Origin of the sequence: Gillisia sp. Hel_I_29 (assembly GCF_000744275.1) — a bacterium.
Lineage (GTDB): Bacteria > Bacteroidota > Bacteroidia > Flavobacteriales > Flavobacteriaceae > Gillisia.
Genome location: NZ_JQLP01000005.1, coordinates 2,153,776 through 2,171,874, shown reverse-complemented (window position 1 = coordinate 2,171,874; position 18,099 = coordinate 2,153,776). Strand labels below are relative to the sequence as shown.

General features: G+C 33.4%; 16 protein-coding genes. 8 read left to right on the top strand and 8 right to left on the bottom strand.

Going from position 1 to position 18,099, the window contains the following annotated elements; all coding sequences use genetic code 11:
• Nucleotides 1-42: 42 nt before the first annotated feature.
• Entirely contained in the window at nt 43-1,083 is a 1,041-nt protein-coding gene (locus P163_RS15085) for a PLP-dependent cysteine synthase family protein (RefSeq protein ID WP_034893101.1), read from the top strand.
• Between the two features lie 145 nt (nt 1,084-1,228).
• Complete coding sequence (locus P163_RS15080) at nt 1,229-2,488, top strand: aminotransferase class I/II-fold pyridoxal phosphate-dependent enzyme (RefSeq protein WP_034893098.1); 1,260 nt, start codon at nt 1,229-1,231, stop codon at nt 2,486-2,488.
• 69 nt (nt 2,489-2,557) lie between these two features.
• Here the strand turns inward: P163_RS15080 and P163_RS15075 are convergent, their stop codons facing one another.
• Complete coding sequence (locus tag P163_RS15075; RefSeq protein ID WP_034893094.1) at nt 2,558-3,544, bottom strand: transporter; 987 nt, start codon at nt 3,542-3,544, stop codon at nt 2,558-2,560.
• A gap of 108 nt (nt 3,545-3,652) precedes the next feature.
• Between P163_RS15075 and P163_RS15070 the strand changes: the two genes are divergently transcribed.
• Genes P163_RS15070 through P163_RS15055 form a run of 4 tightly spaced genes read left to right on the top strand, consistent with a single transcriptional unit; the run spans nt 3,653 to nt 9,164 of the window.
• On the top strand, nt 3,653-3,925 hold the full coding sequence (locus P163_RS15070) for a DUF4834 family protein (protein ID WP_034893092.1): 273 nt from the start codon (nt 3,653-3,655) through the stop codon (nt 3,923-3,925).
• A 26-nt stretch (nt 3,926-3,951) separates the two neighbouring features.
• The gene (locus tag P163_RS15065) at nt 3,952-6,387 is read left to right on the top strand and encodes a YfhO family protein (RefSeq protein WP_034893089.1); all 2,436 of its coding nucleotides are present in this window, start codon (nt 3,952-3,954) and stop codon (nt 6,385-6,387) included.
• 14 nt (nt 6,388-6,401) lie between these two features.
• Nucleotides 6,402-7,685, top strand: a complete 1,284-nt coding sequence (locus P163_RS15060) for a glycosyltransferase family 4 protein (protein ID WP_034893086.1) — start codon at nt 6,402-6,404, stop codon at nt 7,683-7,685.
• A 12-nt stretch (nt 7,686-7,697) separates the two neighbouring features.
• Nucleotides 7,698-9,164, top strand: a complete 1,467-nt coding sequence (locus P163_RS15055; RefSeq protein WP_034893082.1) for a lipopolysaccharide biosynthesis protein — start codon at nt 7,698-7,700, stop codon at nt 9,162-9,164.
• Between the two features lie 74 nt (nt 9,165-9,238).
• Here the strand turns inward: P163_RS15055 and P163_RS15050 are convergent, their stop codons facing one another.
• Nucleotides 9,239-10,420: a hypothetical protein gene (locus tag P163_RS15050; RefSeq protein WP_034893079.1), complete on the bottom strand. Its 1,182-nt coding sequence runs from the start codon at nt 10,418-10,420 to the stop codon at nt 9,239-9,241.
• A gap of 124 nt (nt 10,421-10,544) precedes the next feature.
• Entirely contained in the window at nt 10,545-13,331 is a 2,787-nt protein-coding gene (gene uvrA / locus P163_RS15045) for an excinuclease ABC subunit UvrA (protein ID WP_034893076.1), read from the bottom strand.
• A 240-nt stretch (nt 13,332-13,571) separates the two neighbouring features.
• On the opposite strand from uvrA, the gene P163_RS15040 reads away from it, so the two are divergent.
• Entirely contained in the window at nt 13,572-14,156 is a 585-nt protein-coding gene (locus P163_RS15040; protein WP_034893073.1) for an RNA polymerase sigma factor, read from the top strand.
• A gap of 258 nt (nt 14,157-14,414) precedes the next feature.
• On the opposite strand, the gene P163_RS15035 is transcribed toward P163_RS15040, so the two are convergent.
• Nucleotides 14,415-15,080: an endonuclease III domain-containing protein gene (locus P163_RS15035; protein ID WP_034893070.1), complete on the bottom strand. Its 666-nt coding sequence runs from the start codon at nt 15,078-15,080 to the stop codon at nt 14,415-14,417.
• 30 nt (nt 15,081-15,110) lie between these two features.
• On the opposite strand from P163_RS15035, the gene bcp reads away from it, so the two are divergent.
• Nucleotides 15,111-15,560 (top strand): thioredoxin-dependent thiol peroxidase, encoded by a 450-nt coding sequence (gene bcp / locus P163_RS15030; protein ID WP_034893067.1) that lies wholly within the window; start codon nt 15,111-15,113, stop codon nt 15,558-15,560.
• 3 nt (nt 15,561-15,563) lie between these two features.
• Here the strand turns inward: bcp and P163_RS15025 are convergent, their stop codons facing one another.
• The 4 genes from P163_RS15025 to P163_RS18500 form a co-directional block, all read right to left on the bottom strand.
• Nucleotides 15,564-15,953, bottom strand: coding sequence for a DUF4258 domain-containing protein (locus P163_RS15025; protein WP_034893065.1), 390 nt, complete (start codon nt 15,951-15,953; stop codon nt 15,564-15,566).
• 2 nt (nt 15,954-15,955) lie between these two features.
• Nucleotides 15,956-17,155, bottom strand: coding sequence for an alanine dehydrogenase (locus P163_RS15020; protein ID WP_034893062.1), 1,200 nt, complete (start codon nt 17,153-17,155; stop codon nt 15,956-15,958).
• 63 nt (nt 17,156-17,218) lie between these two features.
• Nucleotides 17,219-17,461, bottom strand: a complete 243-nt coding sequence (locus tag P163_RS18630) for a hypothetical protein (RefSeq protein WP_231556208.1) — start codon at nt 17,459-17,461, stop codon at nt 17,219-17,221.
• A gap of 292 nt (nt 17,462-17,753) precedes the next feature.
• Nucleotides 17,754-17,900: a hypothetical protein gene (locus P163_RS18500; RefSeq protein WP_197055443.1), complete on the bottom strand. Its 147-nt coding sequence runs from the start codon at nt 17,898-17,900 to the stop codon at nt 17,754-17,756.
• Nucleotides 17,901-18,099: the final 199 nt, after the last annotated feature.

Here is an 18,099-nt window from a genome sequence, read left to right as displayed (position 1 = left end):
AATAATGGAGAAACAAACTAAAGTTGCAAAAGAATTTCATTTATGAAAGAAGAGATACAGGTTTATGACAATGTATTGCAATTAATAGGGAAGACCCCGTTGATACATTTAAACTCTATAACTAAAGATTTTAAAGGCTCATTCGCTGCAAAGGTGGAAGCTTTTAACCCAGGACATTCTACAAAAGATAGAATTGCACTTTATATTATTGAAGAGGCAGAAAAAAAGGGAATATTAAAGCCTGGTGATACTATTATTGAAACTACTTCTGGGAATACCGGTTTTAGTATTGCAATGGTGAGTATTATTAAGGGTTATGAGTGCATTCTTGCTGTTAGTTCTAAATCCTCTAAGGATAAGATAGATATGCTTAAAACTATGGGGGCAAAAGTTTATGTTTGTCCTGCTAATGTTTCTGCTGATGATCCTAGATCTTACTATCAGGTAGCTCGAAGATTACACGAAGAACGTAAAGGTTCTGTGTACATTAATCAATACTTTAACGAGCTGAATATGGATGCTCATTACAACTCTACAGGGCCTGAGATTTGGAAACAATCTGAAGGAAAGATCACACATTTAGTGGCTTGTAGTGGAACAGGAGGTACTATTTCTGGTACTGCTAGATTTTTGAAGGAACAAAATCCAAATATTAAGGTTATAGGAATTGATGCTTTTGGCTCTGTGTTGAAAAAATACCATGAAACTAAAGAATTTGATTCTAATGAGATCTATCCTTATAGAATAGAAGGACTTGGGAAAAACTTGATCCCAAGTGCAACAGATTTTGATATAATAGACAAATTTGTAAAGGTAACAGATGAGGAAAGTGCTCATACTGCTAGAGAACTTGCTAAAACAGAAGGTTTATTTGTTGGATACACCAGTGGTGCAGCAATGCAAGGCTTAAAGCAATTGAATGCGGAGGGAGAATTTGACGAAAATTCTAATGTAGTAGTAATATTTCCAGATCATGGTTCTAGATATATGAGCAAGGTTTTTAGTGATGATTGGATGACAGAGCAAGGTTTTTTTGATACTAAAAACTTTGCAGAGACAGAGCGAATAGAGTTTATAAAATAAATGAAATCATTTCTGTATACATAATAACAAAAAGCATCCTTATCTTACAGGGTGCTTTTACTTTTATTGCTTCTGGAGCAATTAAGATTATTTTTTAAAATTGAGTTGTATTTAACTACTTTTGCAATTCGTAAATAAAAGATCTATGAGAGATTTATTTGATAAAATATATAAGGACAAAGGGCCTTTAGGAAAATGGGCTGAACAAGCAGAAGGATATTTTGTATTTCCAAAGCTTGAAGGACCAATTTCAAACCGAATGAAGTTTAGAGGGCAAGAGGTTATAACTTGGAGTATTAACGATTATCTAGGTTTAGCTAATCATCCTGAAGTTCGTAAAGTAGATGCTCAGGCAGCAGCAGATTATGGTTCCGCCTATCCTATGGGAGCTAGAATGATGAGCGGGCATACAGATCTTCACGAAAAATTACAGGAAGAGCTTGCGGAATTTGTAAGTAAAGAAGCATCATATCTTCTTAATTTTGGATATCAGGGAATGGTATCTACTATAGATGCTTTAGTGTCTAAAGCAGATGTTATAGTTTATGACGTAGACGCACATGCATGTATCATTGATGGTGTAAGATTACACCTTGGTCAAAGATTTACATATAAGCATAACGATATGGAAAGTATCGAAAAGAACTTGCAACGTGCTACTAAAATTGCAGAACAAACCGGTGGAGGAATCTTATTGATCTCTGAAGGAGTTTTTGGAATGCGAGGAGAACAAGGGAAACTTCGAGAAATAGTTGAACTTAAGAAAAAATATAATTTCAGACTTTTTGTTGATGATGCTCATGGTTTTGGAACTTTAGGTGCTACAGGAGCAGGTGCTGGAGAAGAGCAAGGGGTACAGGATGATATTGATGTTTATTTTGCAACTTTTGCAAAATCTATGGCCAGTACCGGAGCATTTATTGCTGGAGACAAAGAGATCATGGATTATCTTAAATATAACTTGCGCTCACAAATGTTCGCAAAGTCTTTACAGATGCAATTGGTAGTTGGTGCTCGCAAAAGGCTTGAGATGCTTAAAACCATGCCAGAACTTAAGAATAAGCTTTGGGAGAATGTAAATGCTTTACAGAATGGATTAAAAGCTAAAGGATTTGATATAGGAACTACTCAAAGTTGTGTAACTCCGGTTTATTTAAAAGGAAGTATTCCTGAAGCTATGGCGCTTGTAAAAGACCTTAGAGAAAATCATGGGGTTTTCTGTTCTATAGTAGTATATCCTGTAATTCCTAAAGGATTAATCCTTTTAAGAATGATACCTACTGCAACTCATACGCTACAAGACATAGAAGAGACCTTAGAAGCCTTTTCTACAATTAGAGAGCGTCTAGAAAACGGAACTTATAAAAGATTGTCTGCAGCTATTACAGCTTCTACAGAGCAATAGATTTACAAGTCTATAAATAGAAAAAGCCCATCAATTTGATGGGCTTTTTTATTTTCTTGAAATGTATGTTTATTCTTTGTCAGTAGAAGAAGCGGGAGCATCTTTAGCCGCTTTATTTTGCATTTCTTCTGTTCTTTTTCTTCGTCGGGAACCCTCAAAAGAATCATCTAAGAATTCATCTTTTTTATGCATATCTAATCTATAAGAAATTCCTGCTGCCACTTGCCAGCGAGATGGGGTATCTTTAAAATTCATCAATCCAGAAATATCTACCTGAAAATCGTCTGATATTAAATAGGCAGCGCCAAGTCTACCAAGATCATCTGCATAAATATCACTTATAAGGCCATTGTATTCAATAAATCCTGCAAATTGTGGAGTAAAAGCATGTGTAAGAGTTATAATACCTTGAAATGTTGGAAAATCTTCTGTCATTTTATCAGCAATAAAATTCATAACCAAAACCCAACCGCCTCTCCAGTTGTTTTGAGTAATTAAAGCGAATTTAGGTGAGATCTGACCCTCGCCTTCATATAAAAAGGGATTATCCTTCATATAAAAGTTGGCTCCTGCATAAGCCGAAACTGCAGGGATCAAAGTTTTCCATTTAAATTTTTGATTATTTTTCCAGCTTCTAATATCTACCTTATCTGGAGTAATACTTTTTAACGGATCAAAAATTAGATACTTTATTCCTAAAGTGTTATTTCTAAAATTGCTTCTTTTGTAATCTACATCGTTGGCCCCAACTTTAATGGTTGTGGTCTCAGCTTGAAAAGACCCGCTAAGATTTATTTCTAAAGCTTCAAATAGGAAACCATATCTTAATTCATAATCTGTACCCAAAATATTAGTATCTGTACCAAGTATCTCATGGTTGTCATTGCCATAATATCCACCAGCTTCCAATTGAAGAACTCCTGTACCTACAGAAAATGCCCCTTGAGAATTACCAGGTCTGTTTGAATTAATGGTTTCGGTATACTGCGCATTTGCTGTAATTCCTAAAAATGTGAATATGAGAAGCTGTAGATTTTTATTGCTGAATTTACGCATGTGTGGTGCTTTTTAAACAATCAAATATAGACGATTTTATTAATTTTTTAGGAGTTAAATACGGAATTTGTCTGGCTATAATAGTAATTTTGCACAAACTGAAGAAAGATGTACGAAGCTTCATTTGAAAGCATATTAAAGACGGTTCTGATCATAATGCTGATCTATTTTGGTTTCAAACTTTTAATAAAATGGTTTGGGCCAATGATACTGAAATACTTCCTTAAAAGAATAGGTAGCAAATTTCAGCAACAATTTAATCAACAACCTTCAAAAAGATCTAAGAAAGAAGGTGATGTGGTAATTGAGAAGAAGCCAAATAATTCTCGAAAGGCCAATAAAAAGGTAGGGGAGTATATCGATTACGAAGAAATTGATTAATTTTCGGGCCTATTAAAAACTTCATAATGTTTAGGTCTGTAAAAACTATTCTCCCGCATCTTTTAGTATTCTTAGGATTTATTATTATTTCTCTTGCTTATTTTAATCCGGTTTTGCAAGGTAAAGAGATCTTGCAAAGTGATATTGCTCAATATATCGGGATGAGCAAGCAACAAAAAGATTTTAAAGCTGAAACTGGAGAAGAAACCTATTGGACAGATGCTGCTTTTGGTGGAATGCCTACTTATCAGTTAGGTGCTTATTATCCAAATAATTTTATTAAAGATCTGGATCTAGCTCTAAGATTTTTACCGCGACCTGCAGATTACTTATTCCTGTATTTTTTAGGGTTTTATATACTTCTACTAGTATTAAAGCTAGACTATAAGCTCGCCTTTGTTGGTGCTTTAGCTTTTGGTTTTTCAACATATCTTATAATCATTTTAGGAGTGGGACATAATGCAAAGGCACATGCTATTGCTTATATGCCTATGGTTCTTGCAGGAATATTGCTTTGCTTTAGAAGCAGATATATTGCAGGATTTTTGCTCTTGGCATTTGCTATGGCGCTTGAAATTGGTGCCAATCACTTTCAAATGACGTATTACTTATTAATATTAGTGGTGATTTTAGGAAGTGCTTATTTAGTGGATGCTTTTAGAAAGAAACAGTTACCTCAGTATTTTAAAGCATTAGGCGTAATGGTTTTAGCTGTAGTTTTAGCTATTGGAGCTAATGCTACCAATTTAATGGCAACTCAAGAATATACAGAATTTAGCACGCGTGGTGATAATGGTTTAACAATTGGTCCTGATGGAAGTCAGAAAAAAGCTAGTGGTTTAGATTTCGATTATATAACAGAATATAGCTATGGAATAGCAGAAACCTTCAATTTATTCATTCCAAGATTCATGGGAGGCTCTAGCTCAGAGAAATTGAATGAGAAATCGGAGATGTATCAGCAATTATTAAAAATGGGAGCTAGTCCTCTTCAAGCGAAAGACTTTGCAGAAAGCGCTCCAACATATTGGGGTTCTCAGCCTTTTGTGGGTGCTCCGGCTTATATAGGTGCAACGATAATATTTTTATTCGTCTTTGGACTCTTTCTTATTAAGGGTAGATTGAAGTGGTGGATTGTAGGAGGAACTGTATTAGCATTAATGCTCTCATGGGGTAAGAATTTTGAGTTTTTAACTCAGTTCTTTATTGATATAGTGCCTTTATATAATAAATTTAGAGCGGTTTCTTCTATACAAATTCTGGTGGAACTTTGTGTTCCTGTCTTAGCTATATTCGGCTTATATAGACTCTTTAATGATTTTGAGAAGAAAGAGGAAAAAGAGCATGCTTTAAAATGGGCAACAATTATTACTGGAGGAATTGCTCTTATTTTTCTTTTATTTAAATCTATGTTATTCAATTTTAGTGGAGGTAGTGATAATGTATATATTCAGCAAATGGGAGCAGAATTTGTTCGTGCTCTAAAAGATGATAGGAAATCTATATTTACTTCAGATACTATCAGATCACTAATTTTTGTTCTTTTATCTGCCGGATTCATTTGGGCATACTTGAAAGAAAAAGCATCTAAAAATCTAATTATTTTAGGGTTTGCAGTTTTAATACTAGCAGATTTAGTAATTGTTGACAGAAGATATGTTAATAATGAGAACTTTGTAGCCTCTAGAGTGGTTAATGAACCATTTCAAAAGAGACAGGCAGACGTTAATATACTTAATGATAATTCTAGGTTCAGAGTTTTTGATGTTTCTGAGAGTCCTTTTAACAGTGCACGAACTTCATATTTCCATAATTCAATAGGGGGATATCATGCGGCTAAGCCTGCAAGAATGCAAGATCTATTTGATTTTTATATAGCAAATAATAATATGAAAATATTAAACATGCTAAATGTGAAATATTTTATAGTGCCTACAGAGGCACAACCTGTAGCACAGGAAAACCCAGGTGCATTTGGGAATGCGTGGTTTGTTAATGATGTGTCATGGGTAGAAACTTCTAATCAAGAAATAATAGCGCTTGGCGATACAGATTTGACAAATACCGCAATAATAGATACTAAATTTAAAGACTTGGTGGGTACAGAAGAATTAACTACTTCAGATGGTTCTATTCAATTGAAAAAGAATGAACCTAATGAATTAATATATAGTTTTAAATCTAATGATTCACAGCTTGTTGTCTTTTCTGAAATGTACTATGCACATGGGTGGAAATCTTTTATAGATACCAAAGAAGTCCCTAATTTTAGAGTAGACTATATTTTAAGAGGATTAAAAGTACCTGCTGGAGATCATACTATTACTTTTAAGTTTGAACCTGAGGTTATTCAAACAGGTGGTACGATATCTTTAATAAGTTCAATATTGTTATTCGGCTTACTTTTGGGTGGGCTTTTCTATGGTTTCAAGGAAAAAGATTTCTTCAAGAAACAATCATAATAGACAATTAACTAATGAAGAAAGTTCTAATTGTTACCTATTATTGGCCACCTGCCGGCGGACCGGGAGTGCAGCGGTGGTTGAAATTTGTTAAGTATCTTAAAGAATTTGGAATTGAACCCATTGTTTTTATCCCGAAAGACCCAGATTATCCTATGCTTGATGAATCCTTTCTAAAGGAAGTTCCGAAGGATATTACCATTTTAAAAGGGAGGATTTTTGAACCTTATTTTCTGGCAAAGATATTTTCTAAGAAAGGTGCAACAAAGATAAGTTCTGGTATTATCGCAGATGAAGAGAAGCAAAGTATCCTTCAAAAATTGATGCTTTATATTCGCGGTAATTTTTTTATTCCGGATGCCAGAAAATTTTGGGTGAAGCCATCAGTTAGCTATCTCTCCAAGTATCTTTCAGAAAATAATATTGATGCCGTTATTACTACCGGTCCGCCACATAGCGTGCATTTAATAGGCCTAAAACTCAAACAGAAATATGATATTAAATGGTTCGCAGATTTTCGAGATCCTTGGACTCAGATTGGATACCATGAAAAGCTTAAGCTTTCTGAACGCTCTAGAAAAAAACATCTCAAGTTTGAAAATGTAGTTTTAAATACGGCAGACAGAATTATAGTAACTAGTTATACCACAAAGAATGAATTTAGTAAAATTACTAAGAAGCCTATTTCTATTATTACTAATGGGTATGATGGAAAACTAAATGATACTTTGAAAGCTTTAGATGAACATTTTACTATATCTCATATTGGATCACTTCTTTCCGGAAGAAATCCAATTAATCTGTGGAAAGTGCTCGAGGAGTTGATCATGGAAGATACAGATTTTGCTAAGAATTTTAAATTAAAACTCATTGGTACAGTAAGCGAAGAAGTGATAAATAGTATCAAAAATTTTAAACTTGATAATAATTTAGAAATTTTAGGTTACGTACCTCATAAAGAGGCAATCAATATACAAAAGCGTGCTAGTGTATTATTACTTATAGAAATAGATAGTATAGATACAAGAGGTATAATTCCCGGGAAACTGTTTGAATATATGATGGCCAAAAGGCCAATTCTTGCAATAGGTCCTGAACAGTGGGATGTTATAAGATTGTTAGAAAATACCAATGCAGGGCAATTTTTTAATTACAAAGAGGGAAAAAAATTAAAGGAATATATTTTAAAACTATATCAACTCTATAACCAGAATAAGCTTACTTCGCACAGCTACAATATTGAACAATATAGTAGAAGATCACTTACTGCTAAATTAGTAGAGCTCTTAAATAAATAGATTAGATAAACCATGGGAGTTATTCTAAATCAGTCTTTTAAAAACATAATAACCACATATTTTGGTTTTGGAATTGGTGCAATAAACACGCTATTTCTTTTTACCTATTTTCTTGAAAAAGAATATTATGGATTGGTAGGTTTTCTACTCTCAGCAGCTAATTTGATATGGCCAATTTTAGATTTTGGTGTGCATAATACATTAGTTAAGTTTTATTCGTCTTATAAAACAAAACTTGATAGAGATAAGTTATTAAATCTGATAGTGTTTCTTCCGCTTATTGTATCCATCATTATAGGTTTAATAAGCTTGTTTAGTTACAGTATGTTACTCGATTATTTTGAGTCTGGTAACAAATTAGTACAACCCTATATTTGGTTAATTTTTGTAATTGCTTTAGCAACCGCCTATTTTGAAATCTTCTTTGCGTGGTCTAAAGTTCATTATCAGAGTGTTTTTGGTAACTTTATGAAAGAGGTCTTTCATAGAATTTGTATCACCCTTTTATTATTTGCGGTTTACTTAAAGTTGATCTCGGTTTCTCAATTTATCTATTGGATGGCTGGCGTATTCATTTTTAGAGCTTTTGCTATGATGTTTTATGCGTTTCGTCTTTATAGACCAACATTTAGTTTACAGATGCCTATCAACTTTATTACGGTTTTAAAATATTCTGCTTTAATCTTAATTGCGGGATCGGTAGCTATGATCTTATTAGATTTAGATAAAGTAATGATAGAGCATTATCTACCTATAGAAAATGTTGCGATCTATGGAATAGCGGTATATATAGCAACGGTTATCTCTGTTCCTCAGAAAGCCATGCATCAAATTATTCATCCCCTTACTGCAACTATGCTAAATGAAAGAGATAGGGTAGGGATGAGAGATCTTTATAAGCGAAGTTCTCTAAGCCTATTAGTTGTGAGTGCTTTGATATTTATTCTCATCATGGTAAATCTAAATCAGTTATACTCCTTAATGCCTCCCCAATACCAAATTAGTAGCTTTATTGTTCTCTTAATTTCACTGGTTAAACTGTACGATAATATGTTAGGAAGTAATAATAGTATACTTTTTAATTCAGATTATTACCGCTTGGTACTCGTAATAGGAGTTGCATTAGCCATACTTGCGTATGTTTTTAACCTTATTCTAATACCTACTTATGGAATAATGGGAGCAGCTATTGCTACCTTTTTAGCATTTTTTATATTCAATACTGCCAAAATTTTTATAGTAATTTCAAAGTTTAAAATGCATCCGTTTACCAATAAGACTTTATATATTCTGCTTTTCTCTGCTGCACTTTGTGGGGCATTTTATATATGGGAGTTTCCTTTCCATCCCTTTATCAATATAGCACTGAAATCTATCGTAGTAAGCATAATATATTTGTTCGTAACTCTAAAATTTAATTTTTCTGATGATATAACCATCTTAATGCAGAAATATTTAAAGAAAGCTAGAGTTATATAATACAAAAATCCTCAGCGTTGTGATATAAACAAACACTGAGGATTTTCTAACTAACTAACCAACCAAAAAATTATTTAGATTTTATCTCTTCCTCGAGAACTTCTAGTATTTTCTGTTTTTTCTGAGACAGGGATAGATTGAGGCTGGTTAGATCTCGTACTTCCTCGCTCTGTTCTCGCTTCTGATGAACTGTTTGAATTTCTTGTTGTAGTCTCGACTGCTTTCACAGCAGTATTTCTTCTTGAGTTCGTTTCTCTAGTAGCTGTATTAGAAGTTCTGCTAACAGGATTTCTGCTATTTTCAACTTCTGTCTGAGAAATTCTTCCTCTGCTAGAAGAAACTGAACTATTAACATTGGTACTCTTTGATTGTGTCGTTGATGCTCCTCTGGTATTTCTTACAGCTTCCTCGTGTTTGTTCACAAGAGATCTTTCTCTTCGTGATGAAGAAGAAGTTCTTGCTCGGGGATAAGATCTTACAGAATTTTGATTGCTTCTAACATTGGAAGTATTTGAATTATTCTCACTTCTAGAAGTATCATAAGAATATTGTGAATTTACATCTCTTATTTCTGCAGTTCTTCTTCCGTAATTATACACTGTAATATTCTGTCCAGGTCTATAGAAATCATATCTTCTTCCATTGTTATAATAGTAATTATTATAATTGTTGGAGTATACCACATAATCTAATCTATTAGGCTCATAATATGTTCTGTATGGTTCATAGTAGACTACGCGATAATTTGGATGTGGTCTCATGTAATATTTATGCCAAGGTCTAGAAATATATCTTGTATTGTAGGCATTTATAAACCCTGCATACCTTACAGGTCTGTCAAAAGCATTATAATAAACGAACATGTCTCCAACTCGAGCAATATTCCCTCTGTTATTATAAGCGATGTCTACATTACCTGCTCGAGTTATTCTACCGTAATAATCATAATAAATAGGAACACTTTCTATTTGGATTACAGCGCCAAAATCATCGTACTGTACAAACGTATCATAATTATAACCAGAATTATAACTTATATTATATCCAGGATTTGGAATATTTCTAATTGCAGTTCTTGAAAATTGAGGATTATAATAGAAATCAAATTCCCCATTTGGAAAAATGGCAAATTCAACACCGCGTTCTACAAAGATAAACGCCTCACCATAATTATAAGGAATCGTAATATTTGAATCTTTAGCTGAAACATTCAATCCAACCAAGAAAAGGGCAAGTATTAATGTAATTTTTTTCATGGGAGCGGTTTTAAATTATTAATTAGTTGGAATCCAGATCAATTAATACAAAGTGCGTGCCAAAAGAAAAATATACCTATAAGCTAGATAAGGTTCTCCTAATAGAGAACCTTATCATATTTCATTAAAGTTTTTCCTTTAAATACGGTGCAGTGTAAGATTTCTTATTCTTCGCAACCTCTTCAGGTGTGCCTGCCGCTATTAGGTAACCTCCATTTTCTCCACCATCTAAACCAAGATCTATTACATGGTCTGCACATTTCACCAAATCCATATTATGTTCAATAACAATAATAGAGTGTCCTTTATCTATTAATGCATTAAACGAGGTTAGTAGTTTTTGTATATCGTGAAAGTGCAAGCCCGTGGTCGGTTCGTCAAATATAAATAAGGCTTTATCTTTAGTTATTCCTTTTACTAGGAATGATGCAAGCTTTATACGCTGAGCTTCCCCGCCAGATAGAGTAGAAGAGCTTTGCCCTAATTGAACATATCCAAGTCCTACCTCTTGTAGGGGTCTTAATTTATTAGTGATCTTATTTTCATTATTTTCAGAAAAGAAGCCCAAAGCTTCATCGATGGTCATTTTTAAAATATCATCTATATTCTTCTCAGCAAAAGTTACCTCAAGAACTTCCTTTTTAAAACGTTTTCCGTTACAGGTTTCACATTCTAAATGCACATCTGCCATAAATTGCATCTCTATGGTCACTTCGCCTTCTCCTTTACACGTATCACATCTTCCGCCATCTACATTAAATGAAAAATGTTTAGGCTTGAAATTTCTGATATCAGACAATTTTTGATTTGCGAATAGATTTCTAATATCATCGTAAGCCTTTATATAGGTTACAGGATTAGAACGTGATGATCTTCCAATAGGATTTTGATCTACAAATTCTATTGATGTAATGCTCTTAAAATTACCTTCAATAGCAGAAAACTGACCAGCCTTTTCTCCAATACCACCAATCTCTTTAAGCATAGATGGATATAGAATCTTTTTAACTAATGTACTTTTACCGCTTCCGGATACTCCTGTAACTGCTGTAAATACACCTAAAGGAAAGGTAACATCAATATTTTTTAAGTTATTTTCTCTAGCCCCAAGAATCTTTGCGAATTGCTTAGTAGTCCTCCTTTTCTTTGGAACTTCAATTCGCATAGAATCATTAAGATATTGAGCGGTAAGAGAATCTGATTTTAGTATGTCAGCATAGGTGCCAGAAGCTACTAATTCTCCTCCATTTGTACCAGCCTCTGGGCCGATATCTATAATTTCATCTGCAGCTTTCATAATGTCTTCATCATGCTCCACTACAATCACGGTATTTCCTAGATCCCTTAGGTCTTCTAAAACTCCAATTAGCTTTTTTGTATCCCGAGGATGTAGTCCTATAGAAGGTTCATCTAAGATATACATAGATCCAACTAAACTACTTCCAAGGGAGGTTGCAAGATTAATTCTTTGTGATTCTCCACCAGAAAGAGTATTGGATTTTCTATTAATTGTTAAATAATCTAGCCCAACATTGGAAAGAAATTGCAATCTGTTTTTAATCTCGGCTAGCAAACGTTTGGCTATTTGAGCATCATACTCATTTAATTCTAAATCATTAAAGAAAGCTCTTACTTTATCTAATGGTTTTTCTACAAGATCTGTTATTGTAGCTCCACCAATCTTTACATAGTTGGCTTCTTTTCTCAGTCTTTTTCCTTTACATAGAGAACATTTTGTTTTTCCTCTATATCTTGAAAGCATTACTCTATTCTGAATTTTATAAGCCTTCGATTCTAAAAATTCAAAAAATGTATTTAATCCCTCAAAATATTCATTTCCATTCCAAATAAGATCCTTTTGGTCTTGAGAAAGATCGAAATAAGGCTTATGTATAGGAAAATTAAATTTATGAGAATTATTAATAAGTTCATTCTTGTACCAACTCATACTCTCACCGCGCCAAGGGAAGATTGCATTTTCATACACAGAGAGACCGGTATTAGGAATTACTAGATCTTCATCTATCCCTACAACATCCCCATAACCTTCACATTTTGGACACGCACCATAAGGGTTATTAAAACTGAATAAATGTACATTAGGTTCTAAGAAATGTATTCCATCAAGCTCAAACTTATTACTGAAATGTCTTATTTTATTATCTGAAATACTTTCGATGAACAACTCTCCCTTTCCTTCAAAGAATGCTGTTTGAGATGCATCTGCGAGTCTATTATAAAAATCTTCTTCTTCTTTGGTTACAATTCTATCTACAACCAGATAAATATCATCAAGCTTCACCTTGTCTGTAACAGCTTCATCAATTCTTACAACCTCATTTTTAATTTTTATTCTACTGTATCCCTGTTGAAGAAGTACCTTTAGCTTATCTTCAATTTCTCTCCCTTCTTCAAGTAGGAGTGGAGCAAGAAGCAATAATTTTTCTCCTTCTGCAAACGCCTTCACGTAGTTAATAACATCTGTAACAGTATCTTTTTTAACTTCATCTCCAGAGATTGGGGAATACGTTCTTCCTATTCTTGCAAAAAGTAGTTTTAAATAATCATAGATCTCGGTTGAAGTTCCTACGGTAGAACGTGGATTGGTAGAGTTAACCTTTTGTTCTATAGCAATTGCCGGAGCAATTCCTTTAATATAATCTACTTTAGGTTTATTTAATCTCCCTAAGAATTGTCTTGCATAGGAAGATAAACTCTCTACATACCTCCTTTGACCTTCTGCATAAAGTGTATCAAAAGCTAAACTAGATTTTCCAGATCCAGATAATCCGGTTATTACTACTAGCTTATTTCTAGGAATAACAACATCTATATTTTTTAGGTTGTGCAATTTTGCACCTTTAATGATGATATTTTGTTTGGGATCTACGCTTGCAATATCTATAGTCATGGATTCTTCTTCTATATAATCTGCAAAGATACTTAATAAGCATCAGTGTAAAAAGTGAAGCAATTCTATAAGAAATGTTAAAAAAAGTAGGAGAGATTTGTTTAGGTTAAAAATATGTTGCTATATTTGACGATTAAACGAACAATCTAAAAATCTATTGCCTATTGCATAAAGTTACTTTTTAAGTTTTTTAACCTAACCTAAAAGATGTCCTTAAAGCATCTTTAATAAAGTAACATTATGGATAATACCCAGGCAACTGATGCTCTTTTAGTACGTACCTACCTTAAAGGTAATGAAAATGCACTTTCCCAATTAATTTCTAGGCACCAACAGCGTATTTATAGTTTTATCTATTCGAAGGTCTTCGATAAGGATGTTGCAGATGATGTATTTCAAGATACCTTCATCAAAGTTATTAATACCTTAAAAAGGGGTAAATATAATGAAGAGGGAAAATTTCTTCCATGGGTAATGCGTATCGCACACAATCTTGTTATAGATCATTTTAGAAAGAACAAGCGTATGCCAAAATTTGAGAATAATGGCGACTTTAATATTTTTTCTGTTCTTAGTGATGGAGATCTTAATGTGGAAACTCAACTTATCAAAGATCAAATTGAAGTGGATGTACAGGAATTAATCAAAGAATTGCCAGAAGATCAATTGGAAGTTCTTACCATGAGAATCTATAAAGATATGAGTTTCAAAGAAATATCAGAACTTACTGGGGTAAGTATTAATACTGCTCTAGGAAGAATGAGATATGCACTTATAAATCTTAGAAAGATCATAGAAAAGCATAATTTAATTTTAACAAATTAATTTATACTATCTCCATTGAATTTGCGTTCTCCTTTTAAATAATTTTAAAGAGAACCTGATGGAGAACCTTTACACTAAATCTTCGAAAGAAGAACATTTATCAAGCTTGAACCCTAACAAAGAGACTATTCAATTTTTATTAGATTATTCAAAAGCCCTACAGATATTTGAATATAATGAAATGAAATTTGATACGATCCTTAACTAAGGGCTATAAAAAGACCTGTAATATGCAGGTCTTTTTTATTTTTAATTAATTTATTTTCTCCTGGAACTCTTTTTATAATATTCCTCTATCACTGTTTTTCTGCCTATGGTGCTAGTAATAATGTCCTTACCTAGATTCCAGCCTCTTGCCGGACTATATTGTCTTCCATAAAAAATTATTTGAAGATGTAATTTATTCCAAGTCTCCCGAGGGAATAATCTTTTTGCATCCTTTTCAGTTTGTAACACATTCTTTCCATTGGTGAGATTCCATCTGTACATTAATCTGTGAATATGAGTATCTACAGGAAAAGCAGGTACACCAAAGGCCTGAGACATTACAACACTTGCTGTTTTATGACCAACGGCAGGAAAAGATTCTAAGGCCTCGAAACTTTGAGGAACTTTTCCATTATATGAATCTATTAATATTTGAGATAAACCATGAATACCTTTCGCTTTCATTGGTGATAGGCCAACAGGCTTAATAATTTCACGTATTTCGTCAACAGAAAGTTTTACCATGGTGTATGGATTATCTGCCTTTTCAAATAATAGCGGAGTGATCTGGTTCACTTTTACATCTGTGCTTTGAGCAGAAAGTAAAACAGCAATTAAGAGGGTGTAAGGGTCTTTATGATCAAGAGGAACTGGAACTTGAGGGTAAATTTCTTCTAAAGTATCTATAACAAATTGTACCTTTTGCTCTTTATTCATATTGTTTAATTTTATACAAAAATAAGAATTATGAAAGCATTAGAAGCAGGAGATAAAGCACCAGATTTTACAGCCGAAGATCAGGATGGAAATTCTATAAGTTTGAAGGATTATTCTGGAAAGAAATTGGTTTTGTTCTTTTATCCAAAAGCGAGCACGCCTGGATGTACTGCAGAAGCTTGTAATTTAAAAGATAATTGGGAGCGCTTTAAAAGCAAAGGATTTGAAATTCTAGGAGTAAGTGCCGACACTAAAAAACGCCAGCAAAACTTCAAAAACAAATTTGAATTACCTTATCCTTTGTTAGCAGATGAAAGCAAAGAAGTTATTAATGCATATGGAGTATGGGGTCCTAAAAAGTTTATGGGCAAAGAATATGAAGGAATTAACCGTACTACCTTTGTTATAGATGAGCAAGGAATTATTCAAGAAGTAATAGGCAAAGTAAAGACTAAAGATCACGCAGCGCAGATCTTATAATTACTATTTTACTTCTTTAAAGAATTTTATTTGTAGAATAGTTGAAATAGTGTCGCAGGTCTGAACCTTTAATTCTAAAGGTTTTAGATCTGCTTCTCCCGTTCCATTTACAAAATAGGTTCTACAAGAATCTCTTTCCGTCTCACTTTTGTGAAAATCTACATCTCCATTGTTAAGGATAGTGGAAATTTCTGCGGTGTCTAAACCATTTTGAGTAGAGAAGATTAAGGCCTCATCAGAATATGTTCTAGTATTAGTTCTTAATTCTTTTAATACTCTAGCATTTGGGAAATAATCGCAAGATGTCTTTTTACCGCTTAGAAAGAAGAATAATAATACGATACCAAAAAAAAGTCCTACAGAGAAATAACCGAAACGGTGAATTAATTTCATATTTAAAAAATGAGCAAATTGATGTCTCTATAGGTAAGATCAAACCAATCTGCTATAGATTTATTAGTTAGAATTCCGTGGTAAAAGTACAACCCATTTCTTAGACCCTTATTAAATCTTAGGGTATTTTCCAATCCACCTTCTTCACCAATGTGCAAAAGATAAGGGGTAAATATGTTACTGATTGACACTGAAGAAGTTCTGGCGTATCGAGATGGAATATTAGGTACACAATAATGTATCACCCCGTGTTTAGTAAAAATAGGTTGATCATGAGAGGTGATATCACTAGTTTCAAAACAACCTCCCATATCTATGCTTACATCTATTATTACAGCACCTTTCTTCATAGTTTGCACCATAGCATCTGTTACAAGAATAGGAGATCTATTTTTCCCGCGAACAGCTCCTATAATTACATCACAACGTTTTAAGGCTTTACTTAAATTTTTTGGTTGAATTGTAGAGGTATATAAAGGGTGTCCTATATTGGTTTGGATGGAACGTAATCTGGTTAGGCTACTATCAAAAACTTTTACATTAGCACCAAGTCCGGTAGCAGATCTTGCTGCGAATTCACCTACAGTTCCGGCACCTAAAATTACCACTTCAACAGGTGGAACACCACTAATATTTCCGAACATTAGTCCATTACCCTGTTTGTTATTGCTCATAATTTCTGAAGCAATCAAAACCGATGCAGTACCAGCTATTTCGCTCAATGCACGCACGGCAGGATAAGACCCATCATCGTCTGTAATAAACTCAAACGCTAAAGCAGTGATACGTTTAGTAGCAAGTTTTTGAAAATATTCTTTTGACTGTGTTTTAAGTTGAAGCGCAGATATTATGATTGTCTGAGGATTGATGAGCTCTAATTCCTCATTAGAAGGCGGCTCTATCTTTAGAATAGTAGGGCAGGAGAAGACCTTTTTAGTGTCTTTAGTAACTTCTGCTCCGGCATCTGAATAATCTTTATCACTAAAGCCGGCCCATTTGCCCGCCATAGATTCTATAATCACTCTATGGCCATGTGCCGTAATAGCACCAACAGCATCTGGAGTTAGACAAACTCTCTTCTCTTGATAAGAAGTCTCCCGTGGTAATCCTATAAAGAGTTCACCTTTATTCTTATAAATCTCTAAGGTCTCCTCTTGTGGAAGTAATTGTTCCCTTGTGAAAGGTGAATTATGTTTAATCATGCCGATGCGCTATTAAAAAACCAAATTACAACAATTTTCAGCAAATATAAACCAATATTCCAATTACAGCTTGCGGTAGTACTCCTCGGTAGGTTCTACAGAATAAGCCATATTCTGATTTCTAAACTCCTCTAATTCTCGCTCGTCTTTGGTATTCTTTTTAGAAAACACATGTACATCTGTTTCATTCAATTCGCTAAGATCAATTCCGTATATTCTGTCAAAAATTTGTGTTCTTACCATATAAAGGATAACTAAAACAATAAAGAAAAATGGAGCTAAATAGATAAGTTGGTTAGTATCCATTGGATTAACTTGGGCATAGAAATCCTCATATATTGTGCTTAATATCTGATAAACATACATCGCAATTGGAATAATGATAGAATGATACCACCAATGTTTACAGGTAAAAAACCAAATTAAAAGTAGAATAAGTGGTGTAATTTTTCCTAAATAGGTCCAAGCAGCAACTAAAACGCTTTTATAAAATAGACTTTCATATGTAAAAAAAGAATTTTCCCAGACTTGACCGTCTGGGAAAATTTCGTATAAATAAAATATATAAGGTGAAAAAGCTATTATAAAAGCTAAGATACTACCCGTTAGTAGGTACGCGGATGGCCGAGCGATCGATCGCTTGTTTTTTGATTGGGTCATTATGATTTGAGTTATCAGAAGTTGAAGTTACACAAAAAGTTGCTCCAAAAATTGCTGCGGCGAAAATGATAGCTTTAAGTTTCATAATAGTATTGTTTTAAGGTTATATGATTTGTTTTGTTATGATTTCTGAAGCAAACCTATAAAATTATAAAACATTAATATTAAATACGTTAATTGTACCTTTGCGCCCTTTTTCGAGCCCCTAAACAGCTATTTTTATGTTAAAAAATCTTTACAAAACTAAGTTAAAAATCAATATATTTCGTTAACCAACGATTAAA